Genomic DNA, 21,078 nt, shown 5'->3' on the forward strand with positions numbered 1-21,078 from the left:
ACCACTGTTACGCCATCAGCAGGGTCTGCGCTGCGCTGTATCGATGGCTCCACGCAGCCCCTGCTGCTATAAATGGTGTCATTTCTATCTAGCGGAGATAGTGTCTTTTCTAATCAGCTCGAACATTAGCGCCCCTGAAGCCCGCCCTGTTCAAACTCATTCATTTCTCAGGATCATTCATGGTTTCCAACACCAACCCAACCCCCGCCGACATCATGCCGTTGGCCAAAGTCATGGCCAGATTACGGGATCCGGAAACAGGTTGCTCCTGGGACATCAAACAGGATTTCGCCAGCATCGCGCCTTACACGATCGAGGAAGCCTATGAAGTCGCCGACGCCATTGAGCGTAATGACATGGCGGCGCTCCGGGACGAATTGGGCGATCTGCTGCTCCAGGTCGTGTTTCACAGCCACATTGCCGAGCAGGCCGGACATTTCATACTCCAGGATGTAATCGACGGCATCGTCGAAAAGATGGTTCGACGGCACCCTCACATATTTGGCAACGGTACGGATCGTGAGAACGGCCGTATCCGCTGGGAGGATATCAAAGCCGCCGAACGCGCTGGTAAAGATGATGACAGCAGCGCTCTGGCCGGTGTGGCCAAAGCTCTGCCCGCATTACTTCGCGCCGAAAAGATACAAAAGCGCGCCGGACGCACCAGCTTCGACTGGCCTGACATGGATGGCGTCATTGCCAAGATCGAGGAAGAGTTGCAGGAAGTCCGCGACGCCACAACTCCAGAGGAGCATCAAGACGAAATCGGGGACCTTCTCTTTTCCGTCGTGAACCTCGCGCGCCATCTGAAGGTAGATGCCGAATTCGCCCTACGTGCGGCAACGGCGAAGTTCGAGGGTCGGTTCCGCGCAATGGAATCCATGGCTGGAGGCGATTTCCCCGACCTTACTTTGGGCGAGAAAGAAGCTTTGTGGAAACAAGCCAAGCGGCAGCATGATCGGTTGTAATTCGGCTGTCCGCGACTGTTTCAATCCCCATGCACCAATGATCCGCATGATAGCGAAGCCGAATGCCAATCAGACTTCAGTTCGACCACGCTTCATGAACCGGGTAAGAGCGGAATCAGAAAGGCGGACATCAATCTGCATCTCCCCGTCTTCCGCAGTGCTGCCTATCACCTCGCCATGTTCGTGCAGCCATGCTATCGCCGCGCCGTCGGAAAGGGGCAAGCGTAGTTGATGGATTTGCGCGCCCGAGGTCAACTGGGCGCTAATCACCCGTTGCAGCCCATCGACCCCCTGCCCGGTTATTGCGGACAGCAGCATCACGTCGCCCCGACGCTCTGCTAGTTCGCGCACCCGCTCCGCAGCATCATCGTCCAGCAGGTCCAACTTGTTCCATGCTTCGATAATCGGCGGCGCATCTTCCCCGTCGCCTTCCAGCGCGACTTCGCCAGCGACGCCCAGCTCACTAAGTACATCCATGACATCGTCACGCTGCGCTTCGCTATCGGGGTGGGCGATGTCACGGACGTGGATGATGAGGTCGGCCGACAGAACCTCTTCCAGAGTGGCCCGGAAAGCTGCGATCAACTGGGTAGGGAGATCGGATACGAACCCAACCGTGTCAGACAGGATCGCTTTGTCCAATCCCGGCAGCGCAATCTGCCTCATGGTGGGGTCCAAGGTCGCGAACAGTAAGTCTTCCGCCATGACGTCTGCGCCCGTCAGCCGGTTGAACAGCGTGGATTTACCCGCATTGGTATAGCCGACCAGAGCGATCACGGGCCACGGCGCGCGCTGCCGCCGGGCCCGGTGGAGACTGCGGGTACGCGTGACCTGATCCAGTTCGCGGCGAATCTTGGCCATTCGGTCCCGGATCATCCGGCGGTCAGCTTCAATCTGAGTTTCACCAGGGCCGCCTAGAAAGCCGAAGCCGCCCCGCTGCCTTTCCAGGTGAGTCCAGCTACGGACAAGTCGACCCGCCTGATAATCTAGGTGAGCCAACTCAACCTGGAGTCGTCCCTCATTGGTTGCTGCCCGTTCACCGAATATTTCCAGGATCAGACCGGTTCGGTCGATTACCTTTGTGGATGTGGCTTTTTCCAGATTGCTCTGCTGGACCGGGCTGAGCGCATTGTCGATGATGACAAGCTCTGCTTCCTCAGCCTCGGCAAGTGCCGCAATCTGGTCGACCTGCCCACTGCCAAACAGAGTCGCAGGTTTTCGATCTCGTACACGGAAAGCCTGAGCCGCGCGCACATCGATACCAATGGCGAGAGCCAGGCCCTTCGCCTCCTCTAGTCGTGCTTCGCTGTCACGCCTTTCGGCACCGTGCACTTCCGCGCGCACAATGATTGCGCGCGCACCGCGCGATACTTCATCATCGGAGTCGCGATTGAAGACAGCCATGTTCGCCTAGCGCCTCAAACGGCTGCGCGCTTGGACCGCAGGGACAAATGCCAAGTGGCCAACAGCATTCAATCGTCATCCTCGCCTTCGCCGCTCAGGTCGAGCGCCTGCAAGGGCTGAACCGTGGAGATCGCGTGCTTGTAAACCAGTTGGACCATACCGTCGCGTTCCAACAACATGCAGAAGAGATCAAAGGCCGCAATCTCACCCTGCAACATCACGCCGTTCACCAGGAACATGGTGACAGGGCTGCCCGATTTGCGCACCGCGTTCAGGAAGATTTCTTGCAGCAACTTGCCTTTGCCGTTTCCGTCGCCGATTTTTCGCAAGTCCGTCAGGTCCATGGACTGTGCAGGCATGACAGTAGAGATCGCGTGCTTGTAGACTAGTTGCGACTGACCATCGCGGCGCAGCAGCACAGAAAAATTGTCAAACCAAGTGATAATGCCCTGCAGCTTCACACCCTTCACCAGGAACATGGTGACCGGAGTCTTTGTCTTGCGCAGGTTGTTCAGGAAAATATCCTGAAGATTGTTCATCTTATCGGCCATGGTGGTTGCCATTCCTTATTGGCGGGACGTTACCCGCTCTCGCACCCCTGGGCAGGGTGTCTTGCCTGCTCCCGCCTGTCGGTAGCCTGCGGAACCTACCGCAATTGCGAAGGGGCGTCCATGCCTCTGATGTGCGATACCTGATCCCAAAGTGTCAATTATCCTTGCCATCCGTAATGCCCAACAGCTTTAGCTTGCGATGCAGAGCGGACCGCTCCATCCCGATGAACGTCGCCGTGCGCGAGATGTTTCCTGAAAAGCGCCTGATCTGGATGCGCAGATATTCTCGCTCAAAACTCTCGCGCGCCTCGCGAAGTGGGGCGCCCATGATGGCGGACTGCCCCATCCCTTCCCCGCCGCCATTGTTTGTCAATTCACTGGGCAGCATATCTAGTTCGATCCGGCCAATTCGTTCGCCAGGTGCGAGGATCATTGTGCGTTCGATAACGTTGCGAAGCTGGCGGACATTGCCGGGCCATTCATTCGCCTGAAGCGCGGCCATGGCGTCGCTGGCGATTTCCGGTGCGGGGACGCGGCGATCAGCGGCAAACCGGGCCAAATAATGTTCAACAAGCGGTGGAATATCGTCCCTTCGTTCAGACAGAGACGGAATGACAAGCGGCACGACATTGAGACGATAGAACAAATCCTCACGGAACCGCCGTTCCTCTATCTCTATAGCCAGGTCGCGGGCGGAGGAGGAAATGACACGGACATCGACCTTGACCAGCCGTTGCCCGCCGACCCGTGTGAAGCTTTGATCCGTCAGGACGCGCAGAATCTTGCCCTGCGTAGTAAGCGGCATGTCTGCTATTTCATCCAGATAGAGCGTGCCGCCATGCGACTGTTCCAAATAGCCCGGCCGTACCAACCCGCTGGGGTCCTCGACGCCGAACAATTCCTCCTCAACCCGGTCAGGGTCCATCCGTGCTGCCGCTACGACGATGAAAGGAGCGTCCGCCCGCCCACTCCAACTGTGAAGCATGCGCGCTGCTACTTCCTTTCCGACACCTGCAGAGCCTGAGATGAGCACGCGGCTCCCGGTGCCCGCAACCTTCTTGATCGTTGCGCGCACGGCATTAATCGCGGCCGAAGTGCCGGTCAGTTCGTCGTCCTGGCCAAATCGGGCGCGCAATACCTGATTTTCGCGTCGTAGCCTCTCGGTTTCCGTCGCGCGTGACACAAGATGAAGCAGGCGGTCCGCCTCGAACGGCTTTTCGATGAAATCAGCCGCCCCTTTTCGGATCGCCGCGACGGCCGTGTCGATATTGCCATGCCCAGAGATCATCAGAATGGGTATGGTGGCATCGCGCCGTTTAATTTCCTCCAGCAATTCCAAGCCGTCTAGCTTCGACCCCTGAAGCCACACATCCAGCAGCACCAAAGAAGGACGCCGTGCGTCCAGCGCCTCGATCGCACTGTCGCTGTTTGCGGCAGTGCGAGTGGTGAAACCCTCATCCTCTAAAACACCCGCGACCAGATCGCGAATGTCTTCCTCGTCATCGACTACCAGAATATCAAGCGCCATTGGCCGTCACTTTTCCTTTGGGCATGGTCAAGGCCTGCCCTTCTTCCAATTTTTCAAGCGCCCCGATGGGGAAACGAAGAGCGACCAAGGTTCCGCCGCCGTTTGCATCATCCAGACGGATCTCGCCCATATGTTCCTCAACGATCTTCTTGACGATCGCCAGCCCTAGACCCGTACCTTTTGTGCGCGTGGTCATATAAGGTTCCAGCACCCTCTCGCGTTCCGGTGGCAGTCCGATGCCGTCGTCGCGTACCTCAATCAGCAAATGGGCATCCTGTCGGCTCATCCACATGCTGACATGCCCTCGCGGTTCGCCCGTCGCCGGATCGGGCTTGGGTTCAATAGCTTCCACCGCATTCTTGACGATGTTGGTGAGCGCCTGCCCCACTTGACGCCGGTCACACACCAGTTCGACATCCGGTATGTCCGTGCTGAATTCAAAATTGATGCTGGGATGTGCCACCTCATGCAGAAAAAGTGCATGGCGCGCAATGTCGCCCACCGCCTCGCGCCGAAAAACAGGCTTGGGCATACGCGCAAAGGAAGAAAATTCGTCCACAATGCGCCGCAGGTCGCCAACCTGCCGCACGATCGTTCCGGTCAGGCGGGTGAAGGTACTCTTGTCGCTGGTCACTTCGTCAGCATAGCGGCGCTGGAGACGTTCGGCGGCGAGTTGGATCGGCGTCAGCGGGTTCTTGATCTCATGCGCGATCCGGCGCGCAACGTCGGACCATGCGGCACGCCGTTGATCCGAAAGCTGCTGCGTGATGTCGTCGAAGGTCAGGATGTGCCGCGACGCATCTTGAGAAACTTTGACGGCCAAGGTCCGCGTTTCGCCATAGACCCTTGTCTGAACGACGCCGGCATCTTCTCCCGACGTGGTAAGCGCGCCCAATTCGGGCGAAACTTCACTCAGCGGACGGCCCACCGGATCATCCCCCTCCCGCACCAGGATCGCGGCTGCCGAACTGTTGAGTAGCAGGATGACGCCGTCATGATCGACCGACAACACACCGGCCGATACGCCAGACAGGATCGCCTCGATAAAGGCCCGACGTTCGTCCAATTGGCTGTTTGCGGCCACCAGAGCGCCCGTCTGCGCCTCCAGCCGCTGCGTCATCCGATTGAAGGCCGATGCCAGCGTGCCAATCTCATCGCGCGACTGCGGACTGGTAACGCGCGCTGATAGGTCGCCCGCCGTGATCCGTCGTGCAGCTGTCACCAATTCGTTGACAGGCCGAACCATCCAGTCGGCAACGGCCAGCGCGATATAGACCGCTATGCCGACGAGCAACAACGACCCGACAAAGAGCGCCACGTTGAATCGCAGTTGCAATGCACGGGATTGAGCAGCGAATATGTCATAGTCCGCCAACACTTTCTGGGCTCGCTCAACGTTACTGAACGCCGTGGACCCTGAATCCCGCGTGGCATACAGATAAATTTTCGCGCCTGGATAAAGCAGCGTTACCGCCTCAATCTGGGTGGGCTTGGTCGCGACAACGACGTTCTCTCCCAATGCCAGCCGCCGGACGACATCATCCGACAGCATTTCGGACGCGGGGCGACTTTCTGGGTCTACCGTAGCAGCCGTGCGTGCAACGCCATCATCACCAACTTCGATGATGGCGGACCGGTTGAGCTTTCGGGTCACAACCTGATAAATGAACCCCTCCGCGAAACGCGGACTCGAAACCTTCGATTGGGACAAATAGTCGCGCAGGTCGCTCGCCATGGTGACGGTTTCGTCACCCACCTCGCGGAGATTCTGCTCATAATAGCCGCGCGCTAGGTCGCTGGCATTCTGCAACATGCCCCGCGCGCTGTCAGAAAACCAGAATTGCACACCATATTGGAACAGCAGCGAAGCAAAGATCACGACCAGCAGCATCGGCACGCTAGCAACCAGTGAAAAGATCGCCACCAACCGCACATGCAACTGTCCATCGCTGCCAATCGCTGACTGCGCCGCGCGCCGACGGGCGACGCGCCGCCCGAGCAGAACCAACAGAGCGATGGCAGGAACCAGATTGCAGACTAGCAGTAGCGCCACGATCGGCGGCGTGAGCAGCGTGTAGGACTGCCCCTGCCCGGACAGCAGAAAATAGGTGAGTCCAGCGGTTCCCACGAACAGCAGCAGCGTTGCTGTTTCGACCAAAGGAGCCAATCGACGGCGCAGGAATGGTGGAACAAGCTTCTTCCACGTCCGACCCCGTCTGGGGAGAGTCACTGCGCCTTCCATAGTGGCATTGTTACAACAACGCCGTGCTCGATCAAACACAGTAATCGACCCGACATATCCTCTTGCCGGACAGCCCGATCGCTTTGTCCCACGGTCGTCAATCCACCACGCGCAACTGGAGCGGATCCAGACCATAGTCGGTAAGCTTCTTGCGGAGCGTGTTGCGATTGATTCCCAGCAGGCCCGCGGCACGAATCTGATTGCCGTCGACGCTTGCCAGCGTTTCCTGCAACAAGATCGGTTCAATCAGGGCGAGCAGGTCGTCGTGCAGCGCTCGATTAGGCTGGCCAAAACCGATCCCCAATTGACGCTTCGCCCATTCGCGCACCGCACGGCTCAACTGGTCGGTCGGCGCGGTATAATCCGCAGGCACCATATCCAGTGGCAAGCTATTACGCAGCACATCCGCAGCAATCACGTTTTCCCGGCTCAGCACCGCCAACCGCTGCATCATGTTCTGCAACTCACGGACGTTGCCCGGCCAGTGGTAAGCCATGAGCAACTGGGCGGCGTCATCGGACAGTGCTTTGCGGGGCAACCCTTCCAGCGCCGCGCGTTCAAGGAAGTGCCGCGCCAGCATGACGACATCTTCCCGTCGTTCCCGCAGCGCTGGAAGGGATATTGGCACAACATTCAGTCGGTAATAGAGGTCCTGCCTAAAGCGGCCTTCCTCAATCAGTTTGGGAAGATCCTTATTCGTCGCAGCGATGATGCGGACATTGACACGGACCGGCTTTGATCCGCCCACCGTTGTCACTTCGCCCGATTGAAGCACCCGCAGCAGCCGCGTCTGCGCCTCCATCGGCATGTCGCCTATTTCGTCCAGAAATAGCGTCCCACCTTGCGCCTGCTCGAATTTCCCGGCCGCGCGCGCCTGCGCTCCTGTGAATGCACCTTTTTCATAACCGAACAGTTCAGCTTCAATCAACTCGCGCGGGATGGCTGCCATATTGATCGCGATGAAAGGCTTGGTCCTGCGCTGGCCCAAACTATGAATGGCTTCGGCAACCAGTTCCTTGCCCGTACCGGACTCTCCCAGCACCAATATGCTCAAGTCGTTCGACAGGACCCGCGCGATAGTGCGATAGACCTCTTGCATCGCGGGCGATCGCCCCACCAGCGGCAGCCCGTCGTGGGGCAATCCCATGTCCGTTTCGCCACTGTCCTGCGCATTCCCCGTGCCCAGCGCATCTCCGACCGCCCGAGCCAGTTCGTTGAGGTCGAACGGCTTTGGCAGATACTCAAATGCTCCCTTCTCCGTCGCCCGGATCGCGGTATTCAATGTGTTTTGCGCCGACAGCACGATCACGCTGAGATCAGGCCTTCGTTCCAATATCTCGGCGACCCCATCAAGCCCGTCACCATCGGGCAACATTACGTCAGTAATCAGCACGTCAGGAGTGAAGCTTTCCAGCAGCGCCCCCCTTTCCTTGATCGAAGAGGCGGTCTTGACCTCGTGCCCCTGCCGCCGAAGCGCCTCTCCGACTACAACGCAAATGGCTGGATCATCGTCCACCACCAAAACCGCGCCCGTCGCGCTCATAATCCCATCCCCATTGGCAGCAGGATGCGGAAGGTCGATTCCCCCGCAGCCCGATCGCGCGAATATTGAACAAAACCGTTCATATCGCGCACCAGCTTGTCGACCAGCGCCAGCCCTAGCCCCTGGCCATCTCGCTTGCCAGTGATGAACGGATTGAACAGGTGATCGAGGATATGGTCCGGCACGCCTGGGCCATTATCCACGATCAGTATTTCAATTGGCAGGACAGCACTGCCCTTCCCTTCCTCCAACACAACCGACACGCCGTGACGGAAGGCTGTTTCTACCCGGATCCATCCGCCATCGACATCCTCCAACGCTTCGGTTGCATTCTTGATCAGGTTGATCATGACTTGCACCAACGCATCGTCATTGATCACCGCAAACGGTAGAGAAGGATCATAACGCCTTATTATACGTACATCTTTTGCAAATCCAGCCGCCGCGATGTTGGCCGCGCGATCAATCAATGGATAGATATTCCCCGATCGACACTCCAGTGTCCGGTCAGTGGTAAAATCCTGCATCCGGTCGATCAGCGCAGCGATGCGGTCAACCTCGTTACAGATTAACTGAGTCAGCGTCGTATCATAGCCTTCATTCCCCGACTCCAACAATTGCGCCGCCCCGCGGATACCCGACAGTGGATTTTTGATCTCATGCGCCAGGATAGCCGCAGCTCCTATGGCCGAACGAGCACCGCCGGTTGTGCTCCTATGGCCGATTTTGCGAGCATGGCTCTGTGCATGGATGGAAACGATGCGCCATCCGTCATGGTCGATGATCGGCGCGATCATGAGATCCACTTCCATCTCGGCGGTGCGCCCTGCATGAACCTTGATATCGTAAGCCGCGATGGGCTTGTTGCTATGCCAGATATCAAAGCGCGCCCCCGCTTCCGCCATCCTGATCGTGCGAGTGATGTCACTTCCAACTATGGCCGACCTGGCCATGTTCAGCAGCGTTTCGGACCAGACATTAGCATCGGAGATGATGTTGTCCGGTGCGATAACCAGCGTCGCCACTGGGAGGGCAGTCATCAGATCCGCCAGGGATGGCCCCTCCGGCTGCGCATGAAGCGGCGGGATCGTGGGCGCCGCCGCCGTCATGCTGCCTCGCGTGTGTCGGCCGTTCCTTCTTGCGCAATAAACGGCTCGTAGAACCGGGCCAGCATTTCCAGAACGACATCGCCGTCCGGCTCCTGATTGACGGCGTTGCGAAACTCGGCTGATCCGGCAAGTCCCTTGGTATACCAGCCGATATGCTTGCGAGCCATATTGACCCCAGTCAGCCTGTCGTAATGATCCAGCATTGCGCGATAATGTTCTGTAATAACTGAATATTGTTCGGCGATAGAAGGATCGGCACGCCTTTGGCCCGTGCGGAGCCAGTGCATCACCTGCCCGATTAGCCATGGCCGTCCATAAGCGCCGCGACCGATCATGACGCCATCGGCTCCGCTTTGGTTCAGCGCCGCGTCAGCATCTTCAATGGAGCAGATGTCGCCATTGACGATGACGGGCAGCTTGACCGCTTGCTTGACGTAGCGAACAAACGCCCAGTCAGCGCTACCCTTGTACATCTGGCAGCGGGTTCGACCGTGCACGGTGATCATCTTCGCGCCTAGATCTTCAGCGATTCGCGCAAGTTCGGGCGCATTAAGACTGGCATGATCCCAACCCATTCGCATTTTGACGGTGACAGGAACGTCCACCGCTTTTACGGTCGCTTCAATCAGCGCAGCGGCCAAAGGAAGGTCGCGCATCAATGCGCTGCCCGCGTCGCCATTCACGACCTTTTTCACGGGGCAGCCCATGTTGATGTCGATAATTGCCGCGCCCCTGTCAGCATTCAGCTTTGCGGCCTCGGCCATTTCAGTGGGAGAACATCCGGCAAGCTGCATCGAAACCGGCTCTTCCACCGGATGCCATGCCGCCTTCTGCAGCGACTGCCGGGTCTCGCGGATCATGGCAGCGGTCGCAATCATCTCCGTCACGTTGAGCCCGGAACCGTAACGGCGCACCAAAGTGCGAAACGGCATGTCGGTGACCCCCGTCATAGGGGCCAGGATCACCGGCATGTCGATAGTCGACGGGCCGACCGAAATAGGAGAAAGTCTGCGCATCACCGTGCCTGCCTAAAAAACAGGCAGGCCTTAACCGAAATGCATGTCCGCGGCAAGCAAAGCGAGCTCTGGCGATCCGCCAGCCCCTCCGCTAAATGCCCCGTCATGATTAAGAGCAAGTATGGCGTCGTGGCGTTGCTGGTGGCGGCGGGTCAGGGAAGTCGCGCCGGTGGTAATCTGCCTAAGCAGTTTCGCGAAGTCGCGGGCAAGCCGGTGCTGGCTCACGCCTTCGATGCGCTGGCGGCACATGACGCAATTGAAGCGATTGTGTTGGTGGTCATGGGGGGGCAAGAATCTGTCGCTGGGGGCCTGTTGCCCAACCGCGCGGTCGCGGCCTTTGTCGAGGGCGCCGACACTCGCAGAGAGTCGGTTCGTGCGGGACTCGAAGCCATCGCGGCGATGGGAGGAGCCAATCGCGTTCTCATCCATGACGCGGCCCGCCCCTTCCTGCCGGTCGAAGTTGTCGATCGCCTCTTATCTGCACTCCATGAAGGTGAAGGAGCAATCCCCACCATACCCGTTGCCGATACTCTGGTCAGAGGCCTCGGCTGCCATGTCGGCGCGGTCATCGATAGGTCCGCCCTGTTCCGTGTGCAGACGCCGCAAGCCTTCCACTTCGATTCCATTCTTGCCGCTCACCGGGCTTGGGATGCCGGTCGGGAGGCGACCGACGACGCCCAGATGTTGCGAGAAATGGGCCATGACGTCATCCTTGTCGACGGCGATGAAAGGCTGGAGAAATTGACATATCCGCAGGATTTCGTCCGGGCAGAGGCACGGCTTTCCGCCCAGCGCACGGTGCGCGTCGGAATGGGCTATGACGTGCACCGCCTCGCCGCCGGGGAAGAGCTATGGCTGGGCGGAGTGCGCATTGAACATGACCACGGCCTCGCCGGGCACAGCGACGCGGACGTCGCCATCCATGCAATAGTCGATGCGCTGCTGGGCGCGTTGGCCGAAGGGGACATCGGCAGCCATTTTCCGCCTTCTGACCCGCAGTGGCGGGGTGCGGCGTCTTCCCGATTTTTGAAATATTCCGCCGAACGGGTCGCGGATCGGGGGGGGCGAATAGAACATGTCGACCTGACCATCATATGCGAGGCACCCAAGATCGGACCGCATAGAGATAATATCCGCGCGCGCCTCGCTGAGATACTGCAAGTGTCCTTGGACCGGGTCAGCGTCAAAGCCACCACCACAGAGCGCTTGGGCTTTGCCGGACGTCGGGAAGGCATAGCGGCACAGGCGGTTGCCACCTTGGCCCTACCCGCGCTATCCTGACCCATCATGCCTGATAGCATCCTTCCTTCGCCGCTGGTCGAACTGGCCGAGCGCGTCATCATTGCCAACCGTCGTGCGGGCCGCACCGTTGCTGTCGCGGAAAGCTGTACTGGCGGCCTGGTATCGGCAGCACTGACAGAAATTGTTGGTTCGTCCGAAGTATTTGAGGCCGGCTTCGTCACCTATTCCAATGAGATGAAGAACGAGCTTTTAAAGGTTTCGCATGATGTGCTTGAAACGTTCGGAGCGGTTTCCATCGCAACCGCGTGGGCGATGGCCCAAGGTGCACTGATCAAAAGCCATGCCAGCGTAGCGGTCGCCATCACCGGAATCGCGGGGCCAGGTGGCGGTTCGGAACAGAAGCCCGTTGGAACCGTGGTATTCGCTCGCGCAGAAAGGGGTGCTAGCCCCGACACCGTTGTCGCGGACATGCGTCACTTTGAAGATAGCGGTCGCGGCGGCGTACGGCTTCAGGCTGCGCTTTGCGCGCTTGAACTTCTGCTGCCCGATTCGGTGTAAAGCTCCGCCGCGCGAAGCTCGAACGCGCCGATCATCTTACGCAAGGCCTTGTCGAACATCTGGCCTGCCAGCATTTCGAACAGGCGGTTCTTGAATTCGAACTCTACCTCAAAATCTACGAGCGCTCCGCCGTTTCCGTCATCGCGAAATCGCCACTCATTGTGCAGGTGCTTTAACGGTCCGTCCAGATAATCTACACGGACGAAATCGGGGCGGTGTTTGTGGACGCGGGATGAAAAGCTTTCCTTGATGCCCTTGAACCCTACGATCATGTCCGCAATCATTTCGGAATCATTGTCGGACCGGACCCGAATCGCGCTGATCCATGGCAGAAATTCGGGGTAGGCGGCGACGTCGGAAACCAAATTGAACATCTGGTCAGGCGTGTAGGGCAGTGGCCGCGTTTCGTGATGCTTCGGCATGAAGATCAGGGGGCCACTTTTGCCAACTGCGCGGCACGCGATGCCCGCATTTCAGCGAAATCCTTGTCAGCATGATAGCTGGACCGCGTCAGCGGACTCGACGCCACCTGCAGAAACCCCTTGGCCCGTGCGATCGCAGCATAGGCGTTGAATGCCGCCGGAGTGACAAATTCCATCACCTCGGCATGTTTGGGCGTGGGCTGAAGATATTGCCCCATGGTCAGAAAATCGATGTCCGCGGATCGCATATCGTCCATAACCTGATGCACTTCCAACCGCTCTTCCCCCAAGCCCAGCATGACACCGGACTTAGTAAAAATTGACGGATCCAGTTTTTTCACTGACTCCAGTAGCCGCAGCGAGGCGTAATATCGCGCCCCAGGGCGGATCGTTGGATAGAGCCGGGGGACCGTCTCCAGATTATGATTATAAACATCCGGCCGAGCCGCAACGATCATTTCTATCGCGCGCTCATGCTTGTTGCGGAAATCCGGCGTCAGAATTTCAATCGTCGTGCCAGGCGTCGTCCGACGCAGCGCCTCGATCACCTTCACAAACTGCGACGCACCACCGTCGGGTAGGTCATCTCGGTCGACCGATGTGATGACGATATGTTCCAGTCCCATTTCCGCGCAGGCATCCGCCAGATTCTGAGGCTCGCTGGGATCGACCTTGCGCGGCATCCCGGTCTTAACGTTACAGAATGCACAGGCCCTTGTGCAAACGTCGCCCAAGATCATGACGGTGGCATGCTTCTTGGTCCAGCACTCCCCAATGTTGGGGCAGGCCGCTTCTTCGCATACCGTGGCAAGCCCCTTTTCACGCATCAACTTGCGCGTTTCATGATAGCCAGGGCTGGTCGGAGCCTTGACGCGGATCCAGTCCGGTTTGCGGACTCGCTCGGGCTTCAGCCCGGCTTGAGCGGGTCCGGCGGCGATCGGGGCGACATCGTTCATGCGCCCCAGATAGCGCTGCAAGCACGCTCTTGCCAGCCCCCACTTTGTCCGGCAGAGACTTAGCCATGACCGATTTTGCAGACATGCTTCAGGGCTATCGCCGTTTTCGCAATACGGGATGGACGCAGCAGCGTGGACGATGGGATGAGCTAAGCGAGGGGCAGAGCCCGCGCGTCATGGTGATTGCCTGTTCCGATAGCCGCGTCGATCCCGCCCAGATTTTCGATACCTCGCCCGGTGAGATATTTGTGGTCCGCAACGTGGCCGCGTTGGTTCCTCCGTTTGAAACCAATCCGGGTCATCACGGTGTGTCGGCGGCGCTCGAATTTGCCGTTCAAGTGCTCAATGTCGGCGAAATCGTGGTCATGGGCCACGGCAAGTGCGGCGGCTGCAAAGCCGCGCTGAGCCAGGAGTTGAGGGACGCGCCTCCGGGTGAAGGCGGATTCATCCATAATTGGATCGACATGCTGGACGAAGCCCGTGAAAATGTCATCAGCCGCTTTGGCGATGATCTTGGGCGGGATGCCCATCGGGCTATGGAGCAGGAAGGCGTGAAGGTCAGCCTGGCCAATTTACGGACCTTCCCCTGCGTGCGGTCGAAGGAACGTAACGGTGCGTTGAAGTTGGTCGGCGCTTTCTTCGCCATTTCCGACGGTCAGTTGCATCTGCTGGATCAACAAAGCGGCGAATTCCACCCGGCGACGCTGGAATCAGCCTGATGTCGTCGGCGATCCCCAGCGGTAATGTTGCCTTGCTGATCGACGCCGACAATGCTTCCGCCGACCATTTTGATCCCGTCCTGACAGTTCTGGCCGAGTTGGGCACGGTCAACATCCGTCGCGCCTATGGTAACTGGAGCAAGCCCTCCCTTAAAGGATGGGCGCGTCAGGCTATAACCCAGGCAATCGAAACGCAGCAGCAGTTCGACCTGACCAAAGGCAAGAACGCAACTGACATGAAGATGACGATCGACGCCATGGACCTGATGGCGGGCGGACGCGTCACGGGCTTTGGCCTTATGTCCAGCGACAGTGATTTTACGCCGCTCGTCACCCGCATTCGGCAGCAGGGGATCGCTGTCTATGGTTTTGGGTCGGACAAGACGCCTGAAGGATTTCGGCGAGCATGTACCCGATTCATCGACGTTGCCGCGCTGGCACGTTCCTTATCCATCCCTGCCGTGGACATTCTTCCCGGCGCTGCAGAAACATTGGCGGCGGTCGATCAGAGCAAGTCGGGCGTCAAGAAGGTAGATGAGGAGGTAGTGAGGCTTCTCATCGAAGCCTATGATACTGCCAAGCGTGACGAGAATGGCTTTGCGGCCCTGGGTCCAGTGGGCCAGCGCGTGGGCAACCGGTCCAGCTTTGACGTCCGTAACTATGGATTCAAGCGACTTTCCGAGTTGGTTCAGGCGATTCCCAATTTTATCGTGGAGACTCGTGAGAATGGGCAGGCCTGGATCAAGCGGGTGCACTGATGACGCTGATCGCCCGGCATCTTGTGATCATGGGGCGGGTGCAGGGGGTGTTTTACCGTAACTGGGCTGTGCAGACAGCGCGCGGGTTGGGTGTTGCTGGATGGGTTCGTAATCGAATTGATGGTAGCGTTGAGGTTTGGGCCGAGGGATCGATGGTTGCTGTGGGTGAATTTGTTCGGTTGGCGCATGATGGGCCGGGTGGTGCGGAGGTACTGCGGGTTGAGGTTGGGGAGGGAAACCCTGAAGGAATGAGCGAATTTGTGAGGGTTTCTACGAAGTGAGATTTGGTTGCTATTGCGAGGCAGTAGCTATCCGAAGCGGCACAAAAAAAGGCCGATCCCGAAGGACCGGCCGGAAAGTTTTAGGAGAGGATGCCTGAAAGGCACCCCCCATGTGCAGTGCAGCATGGCATTTCGCAAGTGCGAACGAAGAGGCCGCTCTTGCAAGATATGCAATCGCTGGCTGCCCGCCCCCGATCAGCGGGTCAGCTTTTTATAGGCAAGCCGCGTCGGGCGGTCGGCGGCGTCGCCCAGGCGGCGGCGCTTGTCTTCTTCATACATGCCGAAATTGCCTTCGAACCATTCGACATGGCTGTCGCCTTCGAACGCCAGAATGTGGGTCGCCAGGCGATCGAGGAAGAAACGGTCATGGCTGATGACCACGGCGCAGCCCGCGAAATTTTCAATCGCTTCTTCCAGCGCCGCCAGCGTTTCCACGTCAAGGTCATTGGTCGGTTCGTCGAGCAGGAGAACGTTGCCGCCCTTTTTCAGCATCTTGGCGATGTGGACGCGATTGCGTTCACCGCCTGACAGCTTGCCGACATTCTTTTGCTGGTCCTGCCCCTTGAAATTGAAGGCGCCGACATAGGCACGGGTCGACATGTCGTGGCCGTTGACCTTCACATAATCGAGGCCGTCGGAGACTTCTTCCCAGACATTCTTGGACGGGTCCAGATGATCGCGGCTTTGGTCGACATAGCCCAGGCGCACGGTCGAACCGATGTCGACTTCACCCGAATCGGGCTGTTCCTGACCGGTGATGATCTTGAACAGGGTCGATTTACCCGCGCCGTTCGGCCCGATGACGCCGACGATGCCGCCCGGCGGCAACAGGAAGGACAGGTCCTCAAACAGCAGCTTGTCGCCATAGGCTTTGGAGATGTTCTTGAATTCGATTACCTTGCCGCCCAGACGTTCCGGCACCTGAATGACGATCTGCGCCTTGCCGGGGGAACGGGTTTCCTGACCGGACACCAGTTCCTCAAACTTCTTGATACGCGCCTTGGACTTGGTCTGGCGGCCTTTGACGCCGGCACGAATCCATTCCAGTTCGTCGTTGATCGCCTTTTGACGGCCAGTGGCTTCCCGGTCTTCCTGCTCCATCCGCTTGGATTTCTTTTCCAGATAGGTGGAGTAGTTGCCTTCGTAGGGGAAATATTTTCCGCGATCGAGTTCGAGGATCCAGCCGACCACATTGTCGAGGAAATAGCGGTCATGGGTGATCATCAGCACCGCGCCCGCATATTCCTTAAGATGGTTTTCCAGCCATTCGACGCTTTCGGCATCCAGATGGTTGGTCGGTTCGTCGAGCAGCAGGATGTCCGGTTTCTGGATCAGCAGCCGGGTAAGCGCGATGCGGCGCTTTTCACCGCCGGACAGGCTGTCCACCGGCCAGTCCGAAGGCGGGCAGCGCAGTGCTTCCATCGCGATTTCAAGCTGGTTGTCGAGCGTCCAGCCATCGACGGCGTCGATCTGTTCCTGCAGCGTGCCCATTTCCTCCATCAGCGCGTCAAAATCGACGTCTTCCGGCGGATCGGCCATGATCATGCTGATCTCGTTAAAGCGATCCAGCTTGTCCGCGGTTTCCCGCGCGCCGTCCTTTACGTTTTCAAGAACGGTCTTGGTCGGATCAAGCTGCGGTTCCTGCGCCAGATAGCCGACGCTGACATTTTCGCCCGGCCATGCTTCGCCGGTAAAATCCTTGTCGATCCCGGCCATGATCTTGATCAGCGTGGATTTACCCGCGCCGTTGGGACCGACGATGCCGATCTTGGCCCCGCGATAAAATTGCAGGTTGATGCCACTGAGCACCGGCTTTTGAGCGCCGGGAAAGCTCTTGGTCATGTTCTTCATGACGAAAGCGTATTGAGACGAGGCGGACATGGCTGAAGCAGCTCCGAAGGATAAGACAGGGAATTCGGGCCGGAGTTAGCGAAGGCGGGGCGCATTGGCAAATGGGCGCTGCCGGGGACACCCATCATCCCTGCAGAAAATCCGACCGTTGCCGCCAGTTGCGCTTTTGCCGGGGTGCGCGGTCGCCCTGCCCCAACGCGCCGATCCCATGCGGCTGATCCATTCAGGTGATTCGCGCGCCCTGCCCATCCCTGCAAAAAAGTCACGTGTCGCAGCGGCGATGGCCCGGCGTGAGGACGCTGGATTCTCTAGCCAATAAGTGGACTTTTATAGTAGACAACATTCGGTCGCGTGATTCCATCGGTTCACCGACACAGAAAAGCATTGATTTGTGCAACGCACACGTTAATGCGGGTCGCTCGCGTAGGTGACGTCACTAGACGTACCGACGCGGCAATATGCTATGGGAGCCGTACACAATGAAGAAGATCGCTGTTGTTTTCGCTTCGGCCGGCCTGATGGCCCTCGCCGCTTGCGGTGAGAAGCCTGCAAACGAAACCGCGAACGCTTCGAACGCTGTTGTCGAAAACGTCGTCGAGAACGCTGCTAACGCGGCCGACAACGCTGCCAACGCAGCCGACAACGCTGCTGACAACGCCGCGAACGCTGCTGCGAACGCTGCCGAATAATCTTCGCGTCAGCGAGATTTTCGAAGGGCGGGCCGGAAACGGTCCGCCCTTTTTCGTTGTGGCCGGTTTTGCGGGGAAAGATCGCTGGGCGCTGCGTCGCTTTGAGGGGGGTGTCGGTTCGCCAAAGCAAAAAGTTGCCCGCCCGCGACTTTTGGTAGCGGTGTTTGATTGACGGCAGGCCAACTTCACCGCTAAGGCCGCCCACGTCGGGGAGTAGCGCAGTCTGGTAGCGCGCCTGCTTTGGGAGCAGGATGTCGCAGGTTCGAATCCTGTCTCCCCGACCACTTTTTTCGTGATATCCCTTCATTTCAAAGTTAGATGCAAATCTCATCCTTGGGAGGCAGCTTCGTGTGGCCAAAACTGGACACTTGGCGCTGGAAATACCCTGTTCCACCTAAACTCACGATGAGAACGTCAAAGCCCTTGTTGCCAACGGAGTGACATCGCTTGCGCCCAACTAGCTCTGATCGCTTTTCTCGCTTGCGGCAGGTATCAGCGTTAGATCTGCGTGCTAGGCTCGAACGATTGGAAAGGGCGGCCTCGCAGCTGCACAGTGAGGAAGCCATAACTTACCGAGTTCGTAGGGCGATGGACTGCTACGTCGCTTCGCCAGTTGAGCTTGGTATCTCCGGAACATACCGAGCTAGGGTCAACAGCGGGCGACTTCCTTTCATAGATGTGCGCGAGCTTTGGTATCCTCCATCGGAAAAGGTCGGGGAGGGTCGGTTTAACCGCGAGCGACAGACGAAGTTTTACAGCTCAAGCCGTGCTCATGCTGCTTTGCTAGAAGTACGCCCTCAGGCAGGGCAGCGCATAACACTACTGTACGCAAAGGGCAGAAACCACCCGATTAGAAGCTTTCTGCCCTTAGGCCTGCAGACTATCCAACAACCGTCGTGGGTTGCTCGGACCAGCGATCTCGCTCCGCTAATGTCCGCATTGCTGCGGGAGAAGGAGCTGAAGAAATGGACACTAATCAACGACGCCTTTGCGCGGATATGTACGCAGATTTATGATGAGCGAAGCTCCCCAAGTCTCTACAGGATAACTAATTCGATCCTTGACGTCCTGAAGGGCGTACTTTTCCATGGGTTGTTGTATCCCAGCATCGCTGCTGGTCACCGAGCGGTTAATATCTGCATGGTTCCAGAGGTCGCAGATGAGACCTTTGAACCGGCGATAGGATGGATGTTGGACGTGGGGAACCATAATCAAGTGCGCTTGGTCGCGGTCACCAGGGCCATCGGGGCGGATGGCTCACTCATCTGGGAACAACTGCCTCCCGACACAAGTCCAACGATAATCGAAAACATGGCTGAGGAGCTTCGTTGACAGCAAGCTCGCGCGGGCGACAAAAGCAGGTAGAGAAGCGCCGAGAGTGGTTGAAACCATCCTAACGCTTCCCTGCGATCATCTTCCTCTCACCCCGTAGGCAAACCTTGTTCATCAAACGCCGCCGCGCAGCCTCATGGCTCCGCGACGGCATCCCCTTCAATCCGTCAAAAAACTAAAGCGCGTAGTCGATCTGCGCCCAGAATTTCCGTGTGTCCGCATCACCGGCGAAGCTGGCGATGCCCTGCCGGTTATAGTCGGCATATTTCACCAATGCGCTCAGATGCTTGTTGATCTTCAGCGTCACCTGGGCGTTATATTCGTCGCCATAGTGGATGGACTGCCGATCGCTGCTGAGGCGGTGGAAGGTGAAGGATGCGACCAGCGGGCCTGCTTTTCCGATCTCGGGCACGGTGTAGGCGATACCGGCATATTGGTCCTGAAGGCCGGTGCCCGGCGTCGTCAGGAATTTGTCGGCCCAGCCGTTGAACTTGTGCAGCGTGGCGAAGGGCGTCTGGAAGGCGAAGCCTCCGGCGATCCCGGTCGCATTCTGGTCCGATCCCAGCAGTTCATATCCCGCCGTCAGTTTGAACGCAGCGACTTCCAGACCCAGTTCGGCGGTCGCGAAGTCGGCGGCGTAGTCGACGGGATTTTTGGCATAGTCGCTCTGGCGGGCGTAGCTGGCCAGATAGCTTAGCTTCACCTTGCCGGAGATCGGGACGGCCCCGGCAAACCGCGCGCCGTAGGTCTGGCTGCTGTTGCGGAGCAGTGCGGGGACGGCTTCATCCTGATCCACCAGATAGGCGAAACCCGTCAGCGTGCCGAACGGCGTCTTGTAGGAAATATTGGCGAAGACATTGTCGCCGTCGATGTTGGTTGGACGGTTGATCGACCCGAACTTGCCGCCGTCGATCCCCCAGATGGTGCGGGCCGAAATGGCGTAGGTGACATCGACCTTCAGGTTTTTGACGCCCATATATTCAACGCGCAGGGCATCGAAGGTCTGTTCATTCTGCCGCCATGCGACCGATCCGACGAAACGCTGGTCATCCAGGTTGATGCGCTGACGACCGAGGGTGACGATCAGCGGCTTGGTGCGATATTGCAGTTGGACGCGGTTTACCTCGACCGTTTCGGGGTCGGGGACGATCGGGTAGAGCGCCTTGCCGTTGACGCCGCTGTTATAGTCTTCGTTGATGGCCAGGGTTCCTTCCGCTTCGGCCAGGAAGGCGAAGGGGCCTTTCGACAATTCGCCACCCGCTCGCATGCGCATGGTCACGGCATTGGCTTCGCGGTCTTTGACAAGCGGCAAGGGGCCGTCCTGTTCGACCATTTCATAGCGCAGCCGCGCGTCGATGATCGGTTTGAACGTCACTTCCTGCGCCAGCACCGGCGCGGCGGCGCTTCCCAGTGCGGATGCCGACAATAGCATGGCGGTCTTTCGCATTGCGGTTCCGCTTGCGATCCCCTTTGGACTGCCCCCCAGCGTCATTCTTTAATTCCTTCCGTGATGAATTTGAACGCTGCGTCAGGCACGCAGCCAGCCGTTGCCGGAAGCATGTTCCGGCAGGGATGAAGATGATGATGGAAAGCCACGGCGCGCATTCGCGTCCACGGCCGGAAACCAATAAAAAAGCCGCCAGGAAGAAGGTCGCAGGGACCTATCCGGGCGGCGTCATTGCCAGATCGGCCTGACCGTCATCGATCAGGATCAACCTATGTTCCGAAGCGCCTCTGCTTCGGTGGAGGGCAAGCTGTCACTGATTTAAGCGAGTCGCAAGGGAAAATTTTGCAGTGCACAAATTGGAACGGCGTTGCGGGGAAGTTGGTGGGCCCGGCAGGAATCGAACCCGCAACCTAGCCGTTATGAGCGGCCAGCTCTAACCGTTGAGCTACAGGCCCCACCTGT

Annotated in this window: 18 protein-coding genes and 2 tRNA genes; 8 read left to right on the forward strand and 12 right to left on the reverse strand. The window is 58.5% G+C overall.

Annotated features, from left to right (window positions below; genetic code table 11):
- Positions 1-179: 179 nt before the first annotated feature.
- Positions 180-968, forward strand: a complete 789-nt coding sequence (gene mazG, locus ACI3KQ_RS05230; RefSeq protein WP_404955487.1) for a nucleoside triphosphate pyrophosphohydrolase — start codon at positions 180-182, stop codon at positions 966-968.
- A gap of 69 nt (positions 969-1,037) precedes the next feature.
- Here mazG and hflX read toward each other — a convergent pair whose 3' ends face one another.
- The 7 genes from hflX to dusB all read right to left on the reverse strand — a co-directional run bounded on the left by hflX (position 1,038) and on the right by dusB (position 10,361).
- Entirely contained in the window at positions 1,038-2,372 is a 1,335-nt protein-coding gene (hflX, locus tag ACI3KQ_RS05235) for a GTPase HflX (protein ID WP_404955489.1), read from the reverse strand.
- Positions 2,373-2,440: 68 nt separating this feature from the next.
- A complete protein-coding gene (gene hfq / locus ACI3KQ_RS05240) occupies positions 2,441-2,923 on the reverse strand; it encodes an RNA chaperone Hfq (RefSeq protein ID WP_167303191.1) in 483 nt (160 codons plus the stop codon).
- 154 nt (positions 2,924-3,077) lie between these two features.
- Complete coding sequence (locus tag ACI3KQ_RS05245; RefSeq protein ID WP_404955491.1) at positions 3,078-4,451, reverse strand: sigma-54-dependent transcriptional regulator; 1,374 nt, start codon at positions 4,449-4,451, stop codon at positions 3,078-3,080.
- Positions 4,441-6,693 carry an ATP-binding protein gene (locus ACI3KQ_RS05250; RefSeq protein WP_404955493.1) on the reverse strand — a complete coding sequence of 751 codons (2,253 nt, stop codon included), beginning with the start codon at positions 6,691-6,693 and terminating at the stop codon, positions 4,441-4,443. Before ACI3KQ_RS05250 ends, ACI3KQ_RS05245 begins: the two co-directional genes overlap by 11 nt.
- A gap of 97 nt (positions 6,694-6,790) precedes the next feature.
- Positions 6,791-8,236, reverse strand: coding sequence for a nitrogen regulation protein NR(I) (ntrC, locus tag ACI3KQ_RS05255; protein WP_404955495.1), 1,446 nt, complete (start codon positions 8,234-8,236; stop codon positions 6,791-6,793).
- The gene (locus ACI3KQ_RS05260) at positions 8,233-9,345 is read right to left on the reverse strand and encodes a nitrogen regulation protein NR(II) (protein ID WP_404955497.1); all 1,113 of its coding nucleotides are present in this window, start codon (positions 9,343-9,345) and stop codon (positions 8,233-8,235) included. Before ACI3KQ_RS05260 ends, ntrC begins: the two co-directional genes overlap by 4 nt.
- Entirely contained in the window at positions 9,342-10,361 is a 1,020-nt protein-coding gene (gene dusB, locus ACI3KQ_RS05265) for a tRNA dihydrouridine synthase DusB (protein ID WP_404955499.1), read from the reverse strand. The genes ACI3KQ_RS05260 and dusB overlap by 4 nt, the downstream gene beginning before the upstream one ends.
- 105 nt (positions 10,362-10,466) lie before the next feature.
- On the opposite strand from dusB, the gene ACI3KQ_RS05270 reads away from it, so the two are divergent.
- Positions 10,467-11,642 carry a bifunctional 2-C-methyl-D-erythritol 4-phosphate cytidylyltransferase/2-C-methyl-D-erythritol 2,4-cyclodiphosphate synthase gene (locus ACI3KQ_RS05270; protein ID WP_404955501.1) on the forward strand — a complete coding sequence of 392 codons (1,176 nt, stop codon included), beginning with the start codon at positions 10,467-10,469 and terminating at the stop codon, positions 11,640-11,642.
- A gap of 6 nt (positions 11,643-11,648) precedes the next feature.
- The gene (locus ACI3KQ_RS05275; protein ID WP_404955503.1) at positions 11,649-12,161 is read left to right on the forward strand and encodes a CinA family protein; all 513 of its coding nucleotides are present in this window, start codon (positions 11,649-11,651) and stop codon (positions 12,159-12,161) included.
- Here the strand turns inward: ACI3KQ_RS05275 and ACI3KQ_RS05280 are convergent.
- Together ACI3KQ_RS05280 and lipA are read right to left on the reverse strand one after the other, a co-directional pair.
- On the reverse strand, positions 12,113-12,583 hold the full coding sequence (locus tag ACI3KQ_RS05280) for a type II toxin-antitoxin system RatA family toxin (RefSeq protein WP_404955504.1): 471 nt from the start codon (positions 12,581-12,583) through the stop codon (positions 12,113-12,115). The two genes, ACI3KQ_RS05275 and ACI3KQ_RS05280, sit on opposite strands and share 49 nt — an antisense overlap.
- Before the next feature lie 5 nt (positions 12,584-12,588).
- A complete protein-coding gene (gene lipA / locus ACI3KQ_RS05285; RefSeq protein ID WP_404955838.1) occupies positions 12,589-13,539 on the reverse strand; it encodes a lipoyl synthase in 951 nt (316 codons plus the stop codon).
- 65 nt (positions 13,540-13,604) lie between these two features.
- Here lipA and ACI3KQ_RS05290 point away from each other — a divergent pair, with 65 nt between their 5' ends.
- The 3 genes from ACI3KQ_RS05290 to ACI3KQ_RS05300 are packed head-to-tail and all read left to right on the forward strand — an operon-like array spanning position 13,605 to position 15,297.
- Complete coding sequence (locus tag ACI3KQ_RS05290; protein ID WP_404955506.1) at positions 13,605-14,258, forward strand: carbonic anhydrase; 654 nt, start codon at positions 13,605-13,607, stop codon at positions 14,256-14,258.
- Positions 14,258-15,016, forward strand: a complete 759-nt coding sequence (locus ACI3KQ_RS05295; protein ID WP_404955508.1) for an NYN domain-containing protein — start codon at positions 14,258-14,260, stop codon at positions 15,014-15,016. The genes ACI3KQ_RS05290 and ACI3KQ_RS05295 overlap by 1 nt, the downstream gene beginning before the upstream one ends.
- Positions 15,016-15,297, forward strand: a complete 282-nt coding sequence (locus ACI3KQ_RS05300; protein WP_404955510.1) for an acylphosphatase — start codon at positions 15,016-15,018, stop codon at positions 15,295-15,297. Before ACI3KQ_RS05295 ends, ACI3KQ_RS05300 begins: the two co-directional genes overlap by 1 nt.
- Positions 15,298-15,492: 195 nt before the next feature.
- On the opposite strand, the gene ettA is transcribed toward ACI3KQ_RS05300, so the two are convergent.
- Positions 15,493-17,178, reverse strand: coding sequence for an energy-dependent translational throttle protein EttA (ettA, locus tag ACI3KQ_RS05305; protein WP_404955512.1), 1,686 nt, complete (start codon positions 17,176-17,178; stop codon positions 15,493-15,495).
- A 449-nt stretch (positions 17,179-17,627) separates the two neighbouring features.
- On the opposite strand from ettA, the gene ACI3KQ_RS05310 reads away from it, so the two are divergent.
- On the forward strand, positions 17,628-17,837 hold the full coding sequence (locus ACI3KQ_RS05310) for a hypothetical protein (protein WP_167303179.1): 210 nt from the start codon (positions 17,628-17,630) through the stop codon (positions 17,835-17,837).
- A gap of 207 nt (positions 17,838-18,044) precedes the next feature.
- Positions 18,045-18,121 (forward strand) — tRNA-Pro (locus ACI3KQ_RS05315).
- A gap of 1,223 nt (positions 18,122-19,344) precedes the next feature.
- On the opposite strand, the gene ACI3KQ_RS05320 is transcribed toward ACI3KQ_RS05315, so the two are convergent.
- Together ACI3KQ_RS05320 and ACI3KQ_RS05325 are read right to left on the reverse strand one after the other, a co-directional pair.
- Positions 19,345-20,616, reverse strand: coding sequence for an alginate export family protein (locus ACI3KQ_RS05320; protein WP_404955514.1), 1,272 nt, complete (start codon positions 20,614-20,616; stop codon positions 19,345-19,347).
- A 379-nt stretch (positions 20,617-20,995) separates the two neighbouring features.
- Positions 20,996-21,071: transfer RNA gene (locus ACI3KQ_RS05325), tRNA-Ile, on the reverse strand.
- Between the last annotated feature and the right edge of the window lie 7 nt (positions 21,072-21,078).

Source organism: Sphingobium sp. ZW T5_29 (genome assembly GCF_044987515.1).
GTDB lineage: Bacteria > Pseudomonadota > Alphaproteobacteria > Sphingomonadales > Sphingomonadaceae > Sphingobium.